This window comes from Kitasatospora sp. NPDC028961 (assembly GCF_055564815.1).
Window position 1 is genome coordinate 112,918 of sequence record NZ_JBVHVO010000002.1, and the last position, 16,325, is coordinate 129,242.

The 16,325-nt window shown below is 73.7% G+C and carries 14 protein-coding genes; 7 read left to right on the forward strand and 7 right to left on the reverse strand.

Annotated elements, in window-relative coordinates:
* The first annotated feature begins 37 nt into the window (after positions 1–37).
* Positions 38–511 carry a hypothetical protein gene (locus tag ACZ4UX_RS04660; RefSeq protein WP_465705564.1) on the forward strand — a complete coding sequence of 158 codons (474 nt, stop codon included), beginning with the start codon at positions 38–40 and terminating at the stop codon, positions 509–511.
* On the forward strand, positions 508–861 hold the full coding sequence (locus ACZ4UX_RS04665; RefSeq protein ID WP_465705566.1) for a hypothetical protein: 354 nt from the start codon (positions 508–510) through the stop codon (positions 859–861). The genes ACZ4UX_RS04660 and ACZ4UX_RS04665 overlap by 4 nt, the downstream gene beginning before the upstream one ends.
* 73 nt (positions 862–934) lie before the next feature.
* Here ACZ4UX_RS04665 and ACZ4UX_RS04670 read toward each other — a convergent pair whose 3' ends face one another.
* Together ACZ4UX_RS04670 and ACZ4UX_RS04675 are read right to left on the reverse strand one after the other, a co-directional pair.
* Entirely contained in the window at positions 935–2,188 is a 1,254-nt protein-coding gene (locus ACZ4UX_RS04670) for a hypothetical protein (RefSeq protein ID WP_465705568.1), read from the reverse strand.
* Entirely contained in the window at positions 2,178–2,762 is a 585-nt protein-coding gene (locus ACZ4UX_RS04675) for a SigE family RNA polymerase sigma factor (protein ID WP_465705570.1), read from the reverse strand. Before ACZ4UX_RS04675 ends, ACZ4UX_RS04670 begins: the two co-directional genes overlap by 11 nt.
* 301 nt (positions 2,763–3,063) lie before the next feature.
* Between ACZ4UX_RS04675 and ACZ4UX_RS04680 the strand changes: the two genes are divergently transcribed.
* Positions 3,064–3,567 carry a hypothetical protein gene (locus tag ACZ4UX_RS04680; RefSeq protein WP_465705572.1) on the forward strand — a complete coding sequence of 168 codons (504 nt, stop codon included), beginning with the start codon at positions 3,064–3,066 and terminating at the stop codon, positions 3,565–3,567.
* 57 nt (positions 3,568–3,624) lie between these two features.
* On the opposite strand, the gene ACZ4UX_RS04685 is transcribed toward ACZ4UX_RS04680, so the two are convergent.
* Positions 3,625–5,169: a putative Ig domain-containing protein gene (locus ACZ4UX_RS04685; protein WP_465705574.1), complete on the reverse strand. Its 1,545-nt coding sequence runs from the start codon at positions 5,167–5,169 to the stop codon at positions 3,625–3,627.
* Positions 5,170–5,676: 507 nt separating this feature from the next.
* Positions 5,677–6,642: a hypothetical protein gene (locus ACZ4UX_RS04690; RefSeq protein ID WP_329487114.1), complete on the reverse strand. Its 966-nt coding sequence runs from the start codon at positions 6,640–6,642 to the stop codon at positions 5,677–5,679.
* A 168-nt stretch (positions 6,643–6,810) separates the two neighbouring features.
* Between ACZ4UX_RS04690 and ACZ4UX_RS04695 the strand changes: the two genes are divergently transcribed.
* Together ACZ4UX_RS04695 and ACZ4UX_RS04700 are read left to right on the forward strand one after the other, a co-directional pair.
* On the forward strand, positions 6,811–7,929 hold the full coding sequence (locus ACZ4UX_RS04695) for an alpha/beta hydrolase (protein WP_329487115.1): 1,119 nt from the start codon (positions 6,811–6,813) through the stop codon (positions 7,927–7,929).
* A gap of 160 nt (positions 7,930–8,089) precedes the next feature.
* A complete protein-coding gene (locus tag ACZ4UX_RS04700; RefSeq protein WP_465705575.1) occupies positions 8,090–10,531 on the forward strand; it encodes a glycosyltransferase family 39 protein in 2,442 nt (813 codons plus the stop codon).
* A gap of 93 nt (positions 10,532–10,624) precedes the next feature.
* On the opposite strand, the gene ACZ4UX_RS04705 is transcribed toward ACZ4UX_RS04700, so the two are convergent.
* From ACZ4UX_RS04705 to moaA, 3 genes are all read right to left on the reverse strand, one after another.
* Complete coding sequence (locus tag ACZ4UX_RS04705) at positions 10,625–12,241, reverse strand: alpha/beta hydrolase (protein ID WP_465705961.1); 1,617 nt, start codon at positions 12,239–12,241, stop codon at positions 10,625–10,627.
* Positions 12,242–12,340: 99 nt separating this feature from the next.
* Entirely contained in the window at positions 12,341–13,093 is a 753-nt protein-coding gene (locus ACZ4UX_RS04710) for an HNH endonuclease family protein (protein ID WP_465705576.1), read from the reverse strand.
* Between the two features lie 151 nt (positions 13,094–13,244).
* On the reverse strand, positions 13,245–14,240 hold the full coding sequence (gene moaA / locus ACZ4UX_RS04715) for a GTP 3',8-cyclase MoaA (protein WP_465705578.1): 996 nt from the start codon (positions 14,238–14,240) through the stop codon (positions 13,245–13,247).
* A 257-nt stretch (positions 14,241–14,497) separates the two neighbouring features.
* On the opposite strand from moaA, the gene ACZ4UX_RS04720 reads away from it, so the two are divergent.
* Both ACZ4UX_RS04720 and ACZ4UX_RS04725 read left to right on the forward strand, forming a co-directional pair.
* Entirely contained in the window at positions 14,498–15,070 is a 573-nt protein-coding gene (locus ACZ4UX_RS04720; RefSeq protein ID WP_380390241.1) for a nucleotidyltransferase family protein, read from the forward strand.
* A 187-nt stretch (positions 15,071–15,257) separates the two neighbouring features.
* The gene (locus tag ACZ4UX_RS04725) at positions 15,258–16,112 is read left to right on the forward strand and encodes a hypothetical protein (RefSeq protein ID WP_329487120.1); all 855 of its coding nucleotides are present in this window, start codon (positions 15,258–15,260) and stop codon (positions 16,110–16,112) included.
* Positions 16,113–16,325 lie beyond the last annotated feature (213 nt).

The following is a 16,325-nucleotide window of genomic DNA, read 5'->3' on the forward strand; positions in this document are numbered from 1 at the left end:
ACCCCACGGGGCGGACATCCGAGCTACTGTGGATGTCATGACTGCGGCCTACGAAGAGGTGCCCTTCAGCGAGCTGCTCCACCGGCCCGCCGCCACCACCAGCAGACTCGACGCGGTCCGGGCGCTGAGACTGCGCCGCCGGGACGCCGGGGACCTCGCCCTGATGCGCGTCGACCAGCTGGAGCAGGACGCCACCGTCGTCGACTTCACCGCACGCCTGCTGACCGGGCTGGTGCGGACGGAGAACATCACCGCCCTGCGCGCGGCCCTCCCCGAGGCCCTGCCCTGGGTGACCTTCCTTCCCGATGAGGACGTGGACACGCTCCTCGGCGAGCTGGTCGACATCGCGCGCGGCGCGGTCGCCCTGGACAACCTCGCCCCGATCGCCCTCCTGCTCACCCAGTGGCGCCACACCGCGGAGGTCTATGCGGATCCCGCCCTGCACGCCCTCCTCACCCGCGAGCCGGAGGGCGACCTCGGCCCCGTCCCCACCCCGGCGGGAACCGAGTGAGCCCCAAGCGCGGCGACCGGGCGGCAGCGCCCCCGGTCGACGGCGAGTACGATCTCCGCTTCGCCAACTCCGAGGCGGCCGAGGGCTGGGAGCTCTTGTCCCGACAGGCTCCCGGAAATCTGCGGCGCGCCTTCGAGAGAATCCGCGCGGCCCCACGGGCCAGCGATCAGCCCCACCGTCAGCACCGCCTCAAGGGAGCGCTCGGAAGCGGCGACTTCAAGGGCGAGCAACTCGAACGCTGGCAGTACGAAGTCACCGGCGGCGGACGCATCTGGTACCTCGTCGACGTGGCCGCTCGAACGGCCTGGATCACGTACGCCGGCTCCGGCCACCCCAGGGCGACCGACTGAGGGCCACCGCCGGGCCGGCCACCACTGTGGCCCGCGCCGCCGGCCCCGGTGCGGCGGCGGCGCGGGGGCGGGGTCAGGACCGCCAGACGGGGTCGGTGACGATCGCCTTCAGCTGGTCGAGGCTCAGTGCGGGGGTGCCGGGCCGGGCGGTGTAGCCGTTCTCGCCGTTCTGCTCGTAGAGCAACACCTGGCGGCCGTCCGGGTAGTACACCGCGGCCGCCCAGTGCAGGACCGGATCGACGGCGGTCTTGCCGTTCCCGAACCGGTTGACCACCACCAGCGTCCCGTCGGCCAGGATCTCGCGGACCTCCAGCGGGGTCGGCGGACCGGACAGCGCCAACGCGCGGTCCTCCCGCCCCCGCGCGCCGGGCGGCCCCGTGTGCACCGTCAGCAGGCTGGTCCGCTCCTCGGCGGTCACCAGGAGGTTGGCACTGTCCCCGCCCGGCACCGGGGTCTGCGTGGTACCCGGCGGCAGCAGTGGCACCAGCCGGGCGAGCACGTCGGCCGCCGACGGGGTCGGGTCGCCGGTCGGCGTGGCCGACGGGCCGGGTGGCACCGGCGGGTTGGCCCGGGCCGGCAGCGCGTCGACGACCCGCTGCCAGGCCGGCGAGGTCACCAGCGCGCGCAACTGCTCGGCGTCGAGCGGCGGTTCCTCCCGATTCGCCGCGGCGGGCTGGCCGTTGTGCTCGATGATCCGGATCCGGCGGCCGTCCGGCGCCGCCCAGGTCGCGCGCCACTCCCGTTGGGCCGGGTCGGTCCGGTCCCGGAACTTGTCGATCACCAGCACCGACCCGTCGGGACCGTCGGTCCGCTCGCAGGAGTCCTGCGGCGTGCTGAACGGATCCATGCAGACGGCGCCCGCCCCGGGGGCCAGCTCGGTGCGGTCGACGGTGTAGGAGATCATGCTGGCCCCCTTGCCGTCGTCGAAGAGGAACGTCCCGTCGGTCCGGTAGACGTCACCGTTGCCGCCGGCCACACCGGGCGTTCCCGCGTACATCACCTGGACCGAACCCGGCGGCAGCAGCCCGGAAACCAGCCGGGTCACCTCCTCCGAGGTCATCGGTGCCACCGGCACCGCGGGCAGGGCCGCGTGCGGTCCCTCGGCGCCCACCAGGAAGCCCCCGGTAGCCAGGAGCAGCACCGCCAGGCCACCGGCCACCAGCGCCCGCCGCCGGTTGCGCCACCGCCGGCCGCGCCGCTCCGCCCCGGCGGTGAGCGCGTGCAGCGCCGGCGTCGGTGCCAGGTCGGCCGCGCCGCGCAGCGAGCGGGCGAAGTCGGCCCCGAGGGCGTCCGTGAGCCCGTCCTCGAACTCGTCGTCAACTGGCATGGCGGACCCTCGCCTTCTCGGTGGTGGAGCCCGGCTCGCCCGGCCCCGGGCGGACGGCGGCGAAGTCGTCGCCGAGTCTGTCGCGCAGCCGGGCGAGCGCCCGACTGCTCCGGGAGCGCACGGCCGTACTGCTCAGGCGCAGTGCCGCCGCCGTCTCCTCGATGCTGCGGTCCTCCCAGAACCGCAGGACCAGGACGGCCCGGTCCGGGGCGGACAGCTCCCCGAGCGCCCGCAGCAGCGTCAGCCGCAGCGCCGGATCCGGGTCGTCGACGGCGATCTCGGGGACGGTGTCCACCACCCGCTCGGAGCTGCTGCGCCGGCGCCGGTGCGAGAGGAAGGTGTTGACCAGCACGGTCTGCGCGTAGCCGCTCGGGTTGTCGAGCCGGGCTATCCTGCGCCATTTCACGAAGATCCGGCCGAGCGCCTCCTGGACGAGGTCCTCGGCCAGGTGCGCGTCACCGCCGGTCAGCAGGAAGGCGGTGCGCAACAGCTGCCGCCCGCGTGAGGCGACGAAGTCCGGGAACTCGGACGGCGCCCCGTCGACCGGGGCGTCCGCACTCGGTTTTTGGTCCATGCCCTTCTAACGTCGCCGACCCACCGTCATGTGGCAACCGGTGTGCGGGCCGAGCCTCGTGTCCCCCATCACGGCGGTCACGGCCTCACCAGCCCTCTCCGCATCCCCGCATGGTGAACCCCGGCACCCGACGACACCAGAGAAGGGGGCACCTCCGGAAGGCCACTCTCACCACCCCAGAGCCGAGTGACATCAACACACATGGAAATGAAGGAACTTGGGCTGCATTCCAACCCCCCGGAACCGGCTTCGGGCGGTACCCTGGCTCACCCGCGGCGGGCGCGGGCGGCAGGGGGGACGTATGGGAGTCAGGAATCCGTCGATCGAGGAGCGGTACTCGATCGCGCTGGGGTGCCGGGTGAGCGTCGAGGCCGGGCTCACCGCCACGAGGGTCAACTGGAACATCGGCATCATCTCGGGCGAGGACCGCAAGCGCCCTCAACAGGGCAGCGCGGTGGCGTCGTTCACCTGCGATCGGTGCCGGCGGGCGTTCTGCGCCAGGGTCGAGAGCCGCCCCACGGCGCGCCGGAAGCGGTGGATCTACCTGGTGGTGGGGGCGGTGCTGCTGCTCTCGCTGGCGGTCGTCGTTCCGATGCTGGTCCAGCTGGGCGGGCAGACCGTGGACGAGAACGACCCGGACGCGACGGACGGCTTCGGGCTCCTGCTCCTGTGGGCCTTCCTCGCGTTCGTCTTCGGGCTGAGCTTCTTCCGGGTCGGCTGGTCCTACCCCGGCATCAACAAGTTCCGGCTGGTGGGCGCCAACGGCAAGCGCAGCGTCTGGGTGAAGGGGCACCGGCTGTTCTGACCCGCGAACGGCCGCCCGGTCGGGGACCGGGCGGCCGTGGGGACTACGGCGCAGGCGTCAGCTGGTCTGCAGCGCCGTGTCGTCGATCACGAAGCTGGTCTGCAGCGAGGCGTCCTCGGTGCCCGCGAACTTCACGGTGACCGTCTGGCCCGCGTAGGACGAGAGGTCGAAGGTCCGCAGCTGGTAGCCGGCCGCCGCGTCCACGTTGGAGTAGGTCTTCAGCGCGGTGCCGTTCACCGAGACGGTCAGCTTGTCGTACGCCGTCGAGCCGGTCTCCGCCGTGTCGATGTGCAGGTAGAAGCTCAGCGACGCCTTGCAGCCGGCCGGGACGGCCACCGCCTGCGAGAGGCTGTCCGAGTGGGCGGAGCCGTAGCCGTTCAGCCAGGACTTCCAGGTACCGCCGTGCGCGGCCTGCGAGGCGCTGTTGTCCACGACACCGCTGGACGCCGTCCAGGGCGCGGCGCTGCCGGTCTCGAAGCCCGCGTTGCCGAGCAGCTGCGCCGGGGTGCAGGTGCCGCCACCGCCGCCGGAGACCGTCCAGGTGAAGGCGGCGGTGCCGGTCTTGTTGGCGGCGTCCTTCGCGGTCACGGTCACGTTGTAGGTGCCCGCGGCCGTGGCGGTGCCGGTGATCTTGCCGCTGGAGCTGATCGACAGGCCGGTCGGCAGGCCGGTGGCCGTGAAGGTCAGCGGGGCGGTGCCGCCGGAGGCGGCGATCTGCAGGTTGACCGAGCCGTTCAGCGCGGTGCTCTGGCTGCCCGGGTTGGTCACCGAGACGCTGGTGCCGGCCGGCTTGGTGAGCAGGCAGCCGCCGACGTTGAGGTCGATGACCCGGCCGGTGCCGAGGCAGGTGGTGAACCAGTACGTCTCCTGGCCGTAGCTCTGGCCCTTGGTGGCCTTGGTGGTGCCGTCGGCCGCCACCTCGCACGGGTTGTTGAGGGTGCACATCTGGCCGTCGTCGTTGCCGGTGTTGTTGATGCCGACGATCTTCTTCGTGGCGGCGTCGACGATCGGCGAACCGGACGTGCCGTGCGTGGTGTTGCAGCCCGCGCTGTAGCGCAGCGAGTCGTGCCAGGTCCACTCGTCCTCGCGCAGGGTGTCGACGAACCCGTTGACCGAGCAGTTCCACACCTGCTTCCAGTACGACGAGGGTATGTACATCGCCGAGCCGTCGGCCGGGTGCGTGTCACTGATCGTCAGCGCCGTGGCGCTGAACTTCGAGGTGATGGACGCGAAGGTGTCGGTCAGCTGGTACAGGGCGACGTCGGTGCCGGTCATGGTCGCGTAGAGGACCTTGTCCGCCTGGACGGTGCCGAGCGAGTTGCCCGAGGAGCCGAGCAGCGTGCCGCTGCGGCTGGCGCTCTGGTTCTGGATGACCTGTCCGGCCGACGGCATCGTCGGCAGGCAGTGGCCGTTGGTGAGCATCAGGGCCCGGTCGGTGTCCACCGACGAGGGGTAACGGACCAGCGAGGCCGAGCAGTTGCTCAGCGCGATGGTGGACGTCAGATCGCCGGCCTGGACCGCCTGGGCGGGGGCGGCGGCGAGGGTCAGCCCACCCGCGACGACGGCGCTTGCGCCGACGAGGGCGGCAAGTCTCTTGAACATGCTTCTCCTTGTGGGGGATTGCGGGGCGTACGACCGGTCGCGGACGCCCGCGCCGCACGAAAGTGCCATGACCACCTCAACGGGTCAACCATGCCGACAGAACTCGCGCCACCGATTCCGCGCCGCTGCCACGGCCTTCGCCGCCCTACGCCCCATCACCCGAGGTCGCAGCACGCGCCCCGCCCCAAACCTGCTACTCGGGAGGCAGGTTCGAGATGTGCACCACATGTCCGCGGCGCCGCCCGCGAGCCTGCCCGGCGGTGCGGCGGTAGGACCGGCGCCACCGGGTGAACCGTCAGATGTCGCAGATTCCGAGGCCCACCCGGGACCTGCCCGCCCCCGCCGGCGCCACCTGCACCTGGATCTGACCGTCCTCGTCGGCGCACCGCTCGCCGCCCTGGCGCGCGTCGCCCGCGACACGGGACGGCACCCCACACAGGACGACGCCGCCGGCCGGATCGGCCGACGGCGCCGCGGGCTCCCGGCCCGCCACGGGTACTTCTTGCGCTACGGCTGCGGGAAGGTGTCCTCGTCCACGTCGCTGGTCTTGGCGTTGCCGCCGACCGCCGGCTGGAGGGTGATGGACCACGAGGTGTAGGTGCGACCGGTCTCGAAGGCCATGCTGTCGTCGAACTTGCTGAAGTCGCAGCTCTGGGTGAACGCCTTCAGCGTCGGGTCCCAGTCGACGCCGCCGGCGAAGAAGACGTCGTAGGTGCCGTCCTCGACACCCTCGATGGACGCCTTCTTCCCCTTGCCGACGTAGACCGAGTGGATCGACTTGCCGTTCTGGGCGAGCGAGACCACCGCGTCGGAGCTGCCGCCGTTGTCGACGTTGAGGACGCCCTCGCCCTTGAGGCGGCCCGAGCGGACCATGGTGCCGCTCTCCAGCGACCGGGTCTGGAGCTGCGGGGTCTGCGGGACGTTGAAGGTGGTGGGGTACCCGGCGGCGGCCATCTGGGCGAGGGCGGGGGGCACCGCCTTGAGGCCCTCGGAGAGGCCGACCTGGGCGAAGGCCGAGGTGGTGGCACAGAGGTTCTTCGCCTTGATGTCGCTGCGGACCTTGGTCAGGTCGGTGGAGAGCTGGCCGAGCGCCGTCACCAGCTGGCGCCGCGCCGTGCTGACGGCCGCCGGCTCGCCCGCGAGGCCCAGGCCACTGCCGGCCGAGGACGCGGCGGTGGCCGCCTCCTGGAGCGTGGTGGCGAAGGCGTCCAGACCGGCGGAGGCGTTGAGCTTGCCGAGCGCGGCGCTGACCGGGTCGATGTAGCTCACCAGGACCGGCCCGTACGGCGGCTTGGTCGGCGTCGGGGTCGGGGTGGGGGTCGGGCTGGGGCTCGCACTGGCGCTCGCCGACGCCGGGGCGCTCTTGCCCGGGCCCAGGCCGAAGGAGTCCGCCCCTCCGGACCCTCCACTGGAGCACGCCGCCAGCAGCAGCGTTGTGCCGGCCGCCAGGCCGACCTTGACGAAGGACTTCATGCCCGCTCCCCCGGTGATCTCTCATGCACGCTCCGTGCATTCCCCGCGGACATGATCCCGAGCCTTTGTCACGCGGTCAACAGGGCGCACAAGAGGCGTGTTGAGGCGCAGGCGGGGCGCAGAGAGGGGCGCACGGGACGCCACCGCCCGTCAACTACGATCGGTCACGTGCTCAGGCTTACGGGACTCCCCCTCCAGATCATCGCGTCCCTCCTCGCGATCGGCGTCTTCGCCGCCACGATGTGGCTCTGGCCGAGATTCGGCGGGCGCGGCTGGCAGGCCTGGCTCGGGCGGATCGGCGCCTTCCTCGCCACCCAGATCTCGGTGCTGGTCGCGATGGGGCTGATCGCCAACGGCTACTTCGGCTTCTACAGCTCCTGGACCGACCTCCTGGGCACCAACGGCGGGCCGGGCACGGTGGTCGACCACCAGCCGAACGCCTCCGTCGCCATCACCGGTGAGCAGAAGTTCTACGCCCAGCAGGGCTCCAACCCGGAGCGGGTCGGCCTGATCCACAAGGTCTCCGTCAAAGGAGCGGGCAGCGGCCTGAGCACCGACGGGTTCGTCTACCTGCCTCCGCAGTACTTCCAGCCCGACTTCGCGCAGCAGAAGTTCCCGATGGCCCTGGTCCTGGCCGGCTACCCCGGCACCCCCGAGAAGCTGATCTCGCTGATGCAGTACCCGGCCTCCGCGCTGGAGGCGATCGACCAGAAGAAGCTCCCGCCGACCATCCTGGTGATGATGCGGCCGACCCTCGTCAACAACCGGGACACCGAGTGCGTGGACGTCCCGAACGGCCCGCAGGTGGAGACCTTCTTCACCAGCGACCTGCCCAAGGCGCTCGGCACCACCTACCGGATCGGCACCGACCCGGCCAACCGGGCCGTGATCGGCAACTCCACCGGCGGCTACTGCGCGCTGAAGTTCGCGCTGCGCAAGCCGGACGCCTACCGGGCCGCCGTCTCCCTCTCCGGCTACTACACCGCGCCGATCGACGAGACCACCGGTGACCTCTTCGGCGGCGACAGCCGGCTGAAGCAGGAGAACGACCTGCTGTGGCGGCTGCAGAACCAGCCGGCCGCGCCGGTCTCCCTGCTGCTGGCCACCGCCCACGACGAGAACAACTACGCCGCCACCCAGGACATGGTGAAGGCGTTCAAGGCGCCGACCAAGCTCTCCACGATCACTCTGGACACCGGCGGCCACAACTTCCACACCTGGACGCGGGAGATCCCGCCGGCGATGGAGTGGCTGGGCAAGCACCTGACGATGCCCCAGGCCGCGTAGCACCCGCCGCGCACACCTCCGCACGGCCACCGCGCACCGACCCGCTGCGGCCGCCGGGGGCGTGCGCACGCGGCCGTCCGCACGGCCCCCCGGCAGGATTAGAGACGGCTCACAGCCCGGTCTCACGGTCCTCTCAGCCGGGCGGCCGAGCGTAGCGTCCATGACCACGACCAGCTTCTCCCCTCCGGCCGGCGAACCGTGGCCGGAGGCCGCGAACTATCCGCCGCCGGAGGTGCCGCAGCCGGCCCCCGGGCTCCCCGGCCCCGCCCCCGTCCCCGGAGCGGCTCCCGCCCCCGCGCCGGCCGAGGGGCTCTTCCCGCCGTGCCCGCCACCCGCCGCCGGTCCCAAAGGCCCGGCGTCCTGGGCCGGCCGGCTGCGCACCCTGGCGGCCCGTTCCTGGCGCGGCCGCGCCGACGACCCGCGCTGGGTGCGCCCCGCGCTGCTGGCGCTGCTGGCCGCCACCGCCGTCCTCTACCTCTGGGGCCTGAGCGCCTCCGGCTGGGCCAACTCCTTCTACTCGGCGGCCGCCCAGGCGGGCAGCCAGAGCTGGAAGGCCTTCTTCTACGGCTCCTCGGACGCCGGGAACTTCATCACCGTCGACAAGCCGCCGCTCGCGCTCTGGCCGATGGCGCTCTCCGCCCGCCTCTTCGGCCTCTCCTCCTGGTCGGTGCTGGCCCCGCAGGCGCTGATGGCGGTCGCCACGGTGGCCACCCTGTACGCGACGGTGCGCCGCCGGTTCTCGCCGCTCGGCGGCCTGCTGGCCGGGGGTGCGCTGGCGCTGACCCCGGTGGCGGCGCTGATGTTCCGGTTCAACAACCCGGACGCGCTGCTGGTGCTGCTGCTCACGCTGGCCGCGTACGGCCTGCTGCGGGCCACCGAGGCGGCCGGCACCCGGTGGCTGGTGTTCACCGGGGTGATGTTCGGGCTGGCCTTCCTCACCAAGACGCTCCAGGCCTTCCTCGTGCTGCCCGCGTTCGCGCTGGTCTACCTGGTGGTCGCGCCGACCGGGCTCTGGCGGCGGGTGCGGCAACTGCTGGCCGCCGGCCTGGCCATGGTGGTGGCGGGCGGCTGGTGGGTGGCGGTGGTCGAGCTGGTGCCGGCCTCGGCCCGCCCGTACATCGGCGGCTCGCAGGACAACAGCTTCCTCTCGCTCACCTTCGGCTACAACGGCTTCGGCCGGCTCAACGGCGACGAGACCGGCAGCGTCGGCGGCGGTGGCGCCCGGCTGATGGGCGGGGCCGAGGCACCGCCCGGCGGCGGCCGCGCGATGGGCGGCGGCGGCTGGGGCGAGACCGGCATCACCCGGCTGTTCGACGGCGACATCGGCGGGCAGATCGCCTGGCTGATGCCGGCCGCGCTGATCCTGCTGCTGCTCGGGCTCTGGGCGACCCGCCGCTACGCCCGCACCGACACCGCCCGGGCGGCCTTCCTGGTCTGGGGCGGCTGGCTGGTCTGCACCGCGTTGACCTTCAGCTTCATGTCCGGCATCTTCCACCAGTACTACACGGTGGCGCTGGCCCCGGCGGTCGCGGCGCTGGTCGGCATGGGCGTCGACGGCCTCTGGCGGGTCCGGCACCGGCTGCCCTACGCCGCGGTGCTGGGCGCCACGCTGGCGGTCACGGCGGTCTGGGCGTACGTCCTGCTCGGGCGCAGCGCGGACTTCCTGCCGTGGCTGCGCTGGGCGGTCCTGGTCGGCGGGCTCGCCGCCGGGGCGGCGCTGCTGCTGGCCGGGCGGCTGGCGGCACGGCTCGCCACGACGGTCGGGCTGGTGGGTCTGGCGGCGGCGCTGGGCGGTCCGGCGGCGTACGCGGTGGACACCGTGAACACGCCGCACACCGGCTCGATCGTGACGGCCGGTCCGGCGGTCGCGGGCGGGCGGGGGATGGGCCCGGGCGGGATGCGCGGGATGCCGCCCGGCGGCGACGGCCGGTTCTTCCTCAACGGGCAGCAGGGCTCGCCCGGTCAGGGCGGCGCGCCCGGGCAGCTGCCCGGCGGGACCCCGAACGGCGCGGGCGGCACGGGCACCGACGGGACGGGCGGCGACGGGACGGGCGGCGGCCGCAACGGACGCGGCGCAGCCGGCGGCTTCGGCGGCACGGGTGGCTTCGGCGGCGGCGGGATGGCCGGCGGCGCCCCCGGCGGCATCGGCGGGCTGCTGAACGGCGCCACCGTGAGCGACGAGGCCGCCGCCCTGCTCCGGCAGGACGCCGACCGCTACACCTGGGCCGCCGCGACCGGCGGCTCGCAGACCGCCGCCAGCTACCAACTCGCTTCGGGCGAACCGGTGATGGCCCTCGGCGGCTTCAACGGCACCGACCCGTCGCTCGGCCTGGACGCCTTCCGGCAGTACGTCCGGGAGGGCAAGGTGCACTGGTTCATCAGCGGCGGCTCCCGCCGGACGGCCGGCCCCGGCACGGGCACCGGGACCGGCACCGGCACCGGCACCGATCCCGCCGCGACCGCCGGTCCGACCACCGGTGCCGACGGCGGCGCCCAGGAGTCGCAGACCGCCCAGATCGAGACCTGGGTGGCGAGCCACTTCACCGCGAAGACGGTGGGCGGCACCACCTTCTACGACCTGACGCAGACGCCCGCCCCCTGAGCCGCACCCCCTGAGCCGGGAGCCACGGGAGAACGACGGAGGGGACGCGCCGCCGCTGGGCGGTGCGTCCCCTCCGTCGTCGTTCGGCGCGGATCAGTCGGTCGGGCAGCGCGTTCCGGCGGCCGGCGCGGTGCCGTCCGTCAGGAAGGCGTCGACCGCGGCCCGGACGCACTTGCTCCGCCCGTAGCCGATGTGGCCCTCGCCCTCGCGGGTGAGCAGGACGGCGTTGCCGAGCTGGGCGGCGAGCTTCTCGGCCGAGGCGTAGGGCGTCGCCGCGTCGCCGGTCGAGCCGACCACCACGATCGGGGCCTCGCTCTTCGAGACGATCGGGTGCGGCTGCTCGGCGGAACGGAACGGCCAGGCACGGCAGTCGGGGTCGAACAGCGCCAGGCTCGGCTCGTGCCGGGTGATCAGCGGGGCCTTCGCCGCCAGGTCGGCGTACGCGGCCTGGAGGGCCTCGCCGGTCGGGACGGCGGTCGCGCCGTCGGCGCAGTGGATGGCGGTGTAGGCGTCGGCGGAGACTCCGTAGTGGCCCTTCTCGTCACGGCCGTAGGCGCCGTCCGCGCGGGCGAGCAGGTTGTCGCCCTTGCTCCGCACCATGGCCCACCCGAGGTCGTTGCGCAGCGCGTCCCAGGTCTTCTCGTCGCCGTAGAGGCTGTCGAGCACGCCGGCCCAGGCGGCGTTGGCGGTGAGGACGCGCCCGCTCGTGGTGGTGAGCGGCTTCGCCTTGAGACCGTCGAGGAATTCCGCGAGCTTGTCGGCCGCCTTGGCCGGGTCCTTGCCGAGCGGGCACTGGTCCTGCTTCGCGCAGTACGCGGCGAAGAGCCGCAGCGAGCGCTCGAACCCCGCGTACTGGACGACGTTGTGCTGGGCCAGCGGCACGGACGGGTCGACCGCACCGTCCAGCACCAGCCGCCCGACCCGGTCGGGGAACTCCTCGGCGTAGAGGCTGCCGAGGTAGGTGCCGTACGACATGCCGAAGTAGTTGAGCTTCTGGTCGCCCAGCGCGGCCCGCAGGACGTCCATGTCGCGGGCGGTGTCGCGGGTGCCGATGAACGGCAGCAGCTTGGCGAACTTGGCCTGGCAGGCGTCGGCGAGCACCTTGCCGTGGTCGTCGCCCGGGGTGTCGGTGGCGAGCCACTCGTCGCGGGCCTTGTCGTCCAGGCAGTTCAGCGGCGTGGTCAGACCGACGCCGCGCGGGTCGAAGCCGACCACGTCGAAGCGGTCGTGCATCGGGCCGTCGAACTGCGCGGGGGCGGCCTTGACCATGCCGACGCCGGAGCCGCCGGGCCCGCCGGGGTTGACCAGCAGGGAGCCGAGCCGCTGGTCCTGCCTGGCGACGGGTACCCGGACGACGGCCACGGCCAGCGGGTCGCCGGCCGGATGGGCGTAGTCCAGTGGGACGTTGAGCGAGCCGCACTGCAGCACCGACTCGTCGACCTTGGCGGTCTTCGGGTCGTCGGCGCAGGGCGCCCAGGCGATCTGCTGGCCGTAGAAGGGCTTGAGTGCCGGGTCGGCCGCGCCGGTGGGCCTGGGCGTCGGCGTGAGCGGGGTGGTCGGCGACGCGCTGGGCGTGGCCGGGGCGGCGGCCGGTGACGGCGTGCCGGAGGCCGCGTCGGTGGCAGTGGACCCGCCCGAGCCGGCGCAGCCGGCCAGGAGGGCGGCGGCGACGGCCGCGGGCAGGGCGCGCCGGGAGAACCGGGTGATCATCGAATGCACCGCACACGAATATCACCTGACCGTCACACCGGTCATATCGTGATCGACCGGCGGACGGCGAAGGGGGGCAAAGCGTGACGGAACGTTTCCTCAACCGCCGCACTGCTGGAGCATGGCCTTCTTGTCCGCCTCGGTGACGGGCAGTCGGTACTTCAGCGAGACCTGGGCGAAGCGCACCGCGTACGAGCAGCGGACGGCGGTGTTGGCCGGGAGCCAGGCGGCCGGACCGGAGTCGCCCTTGGAGGCGTTCTGCGAGCCGTCGGCCGGGACGAGGTTGAGCGGATCGTTGGCGATCTGGACGCGCTTGGCCTTGTCCCACGTCGACGCGCCCATCTGCCAGTCGTAGGACAGCGGCATCACATGGTCGATCTGGATCTTCGAGGCCTGCTGCTTGCTCCACCGGACGGTCTTCCCGGTGTACGGGTCGTCGATGGTCATCGCGGTGACGGTGCAGGCCGAACCGTCCTTGTGCTCGACCGAGCGGCCGTCCCGGGCCAACAGGTCGTTGCGGGTGTCGCAGTTGTTGTGGCCGCCCGGGACGCCGTCGACGTTGTCCGTCCAGGCCGGGCCGAACTCGTCACGGTTGTAGCCGTCCTTGGGTCCGGCGGCGGCGGTGGCGACCCCGGCGATGATGTCGCGGCCGGCCTTCCGTTCCTCGGGCGTGGTCAGCGGCGCCAGGCCGGGCCTGGTGCCGTCGGGATTCTGCAGCGGGCTGGTGCCCGCGCCGGCGGGCCCGGCCGCCTCGGTGGCCGGCTTCCCGGCACCCCCGGTGCAACCGGCCAGCGCCGGCGTGGATATCAGGAAGGCGGCGGCGGCGAGCAGAGCGGTGCGGCGGGCGGGCACGGGGACTCCCGGACTGGGGGGTGGCTGACGGCGCCCCAGCAGACCAGTCGCCCCACGGGCCGTCAAGGCGGCGCGGCACGGAGCGTTCGAGCATGTCGAAGCTCACACCCCGGCGCCCGTCCGGGCCCCGCCCCGCCCCCTCCCGCCGGGCTCAGCCCCCGATCGCGGACATCGGCCGGTCCGGCTGGACGAAGTCGGCCGAATTGATCGCGTGGCCGGGGCCCTTGCGCCCGATGGTGGCCCGCCAGGCGGCCTCGATCCGGTCGTCGTCCGCGCCGCCGCGCAGCAGTGCCCGCAGGTCGGACTCCTCGGTGGCGAACAGGCAGTTGCGCAACTGGCCGTCCGCGGTGAGGCGGACGCGGTCGCAGCCGCCACAGAACGGGCGGGTGACGGACGCGATCACGCCGACCACGGTGTCGGTGCCGGCGATCCGCCACTCCTCGGCCGGCGCGTTCCCGTGCCGGCCGACCGGAACGAGGTCCCACCGGGTGCCGAGGACGGCGAGGATCTCGTCGGCGGTGACCATCGTCGCCCGGTCCCAGGCGCCCTGCGCGTCCAGCGGCATGGACTCGATGAACCGCATCCGGTAGCCGTGCTCGGCGGCGAACTCCACCAGGTCGAGGATCTCGTCGTCGTTGACCCCGCGCACCGGCACCGCGTTGACCTTCACCGGCGCGAGCCCGGCGGCCTGCGCGGCGGCCAGGCCGGCGAGGACGTCGGCGAGCCGGTCCCGGCGGGTGATCGCCGCGTACCGCTCGGGGCGCAGGGTGTCCAGGCTGATGTTCACCCGGTGCAGGCCGGCCCGGTGCAGCGCGTCGGCGGTGCGGGCCAGGCCGATGCCGTTGGTGGTCAGCGAGACCTCGGGGCCGAGGGCGGTGATCCGCCGGACCAGGTCCGGCAGGCCGCGGCGCAGCAGCGGCTCGCCCCCGGTCAGCCGGACGGAGCCGATGCCCAGCCGCCCGGCGGCGATCCGCACCAGCCGGACCACCTCGTCGTCGCTCAGCACCTCGGCCTTCGGCAGCCAGTTCAGGCCCTCGGCCGGCATGCAGTAGGTGCAGCGCAGGTTGCAGCGGTCGGTGAGGGAGACCCGCAGGTCGGTGTGGACCCTGCCGAAGCGGTCCGCCAGCGGGCGCGGTGCGGTGTTCATCGGCCCAGTACAGGGCCAGCCGGGCCGGGAAACCAGCGGCCGAACCACCGGGGAGCTGCCCCGACCTGCGGGTTCTCCTTGTGTGTTCGTCCAACTGTGGCTTCCTACGGCTGCGCCGGGGCACCCCGGACGGGCAGGCTGGGTCCATGCGCGACAGCACGGGGACCAGCGGCCGGACAGGGAGCGGTGACCGGGCGGGGAGCGGTGACCGGACGGGGAGCGGTGACCGGACGGGTGGTGATCGGCCGGTCGCCGCCCTGGTGCTGGCCGCCGGGGGCGGGCGGCGGCTCGGCGGCCGGCCGAAGGCGCTGATCCGGTACCGGGGCCGGCCGCTGGTCGAGCACGCGGCGGGGGTGGTCCGGGCCGGCGGTTGCGCCTCGGTGACGGTGGTGCTGGGCGCGGCCGGGGACCGGGTCCGCTCCACCGCCCATCTGCCGGGCTGCCGGCTGGTGGCCAATCCGGACTGGGCCGGCGGGATGGGCTCCTCGCTGCGGACCGGGCTGGCCGCCCTGGCGCCGGAGGCCTCGGCCGTCCTGGTGATGCTGGTGGACACCCCCGGTGTCACCCCGGCGGCGGTGGCCCGGCTGCTCGCCGCCCACCGGGCCGGCGCCGAGCTGGCGGCGGCGGCCTACGCGGGGCGGCGCGGGCACCCCGTCCTGATCGGCGCCCGGCACTTCGCCGAGGCCGCGGCGGGCGCCACCGGCGACTCCGGCGCGCGGGCTCTGCTGGCGGCGCACGCCGACGGGATCACGCTCGTCGAGTGCGCCGACATCGCCGTCCCCGACGACCTGGACACCCCCGCCGACCTCGCCCGTTGGACGACGGGGTGATCCTCTCCCGGTCCGGACCGGCGGCCGGTCCCCCCACGGGGTGGGGCGGGCTCCTCCTCCCCGACGAGGGATCGACCGCACACCCCTGATCTGTCCCTGAGGATTGCCCCATTCCGCGCCGCGGCCCCCGCGTTTCGGGGAGCATGGGACACGTCCTTCCCCTCGATTCGAACGGACGGTGCCCGCGATGTCCGGACTGCCCGACGACTTCACCGGACGCGACCCCGCACAGCACGGGCCGGTGGCGGGTGGTGGCGCCCGGGCGATCCGCTGCCCCGCCTGTCGGCGCGAGCACCTGTACGAGCCGCCGTCGCTGCCCTGCCCGTGCGGCGCCTCGCTCAAGGTGCCGCTGCTGCGCGGCGGCGTACCGGTCCAGGTGCGGTTCCGGTCCTGGGAGGACTCCTGGCTGAACATGCGCTGCCCGCACTGCGGCCGCTCCGACCAGTGGCCGCAGCCCGAGTTCACCTGCAACTGCGGCGCGACCGTGCGGCTGCCGGTGGACCGCACCACCCGCCTCGGCGGCAGCGCGACCACCGGCCAGCTCGGCACCGCCGGCCCGCAGAACTCCCGCCCGCACCCCGCCCACCCGCTCAACGCGCCCGTCCCGGCCCCGCCCGGCGGCTCCGGTGCCTCGGCCACCCCCTGGCGGCGGCGCGCGCCGTTCCGCCCGCACCCGGTGCGCACCTCGCAGGACGCCGTGTTCACCGCCGCCCGCTACCTGGAGTGGCTGGGCTTCGACGACCTGGAGCTGACGGAGGCCCAGGAGCGCGACGGCGTCACCCTGCTCGGCAGCCGGATGGTCGCCCAGGTGGACACCTGGACCGAGCCGGCCGACGTGAAGTCGGTGGAGTGCCTCTGGCTGCAGACCCTGCACGCCGAGGAGATGGCCGCCGCGATGTTCACCCTGGCCGGCTACTCGCACCAGGCCACCGTGCGCGGCGAGCAGTTGCTGGTCGCCCTGTTCAGCCTGGACCTCGCCGGAGTGCCCCAGCCCGCCAACGGCGCCGCCGAGGCGCTGATGGAGACCGGCTGGACGTCCTGACCCCGCTCCGACCGGCCCGGCCCGCCTGACACCGTCCACCCGCGGCCCGGGCCGTCGGCCTGCCCGGCCCACCGGCCCCGGGCGTCCCGGCGGACCCGCCCGCCTCCAGGAGCGATCGGCGCGGAACCGGTTCGCCCGCAACAACCTGCGCTCGTGATCTGGTGCACAAGCTCACCCCCGTGTTGAATTGCCGCCACAACGCGGGCCTTGGGG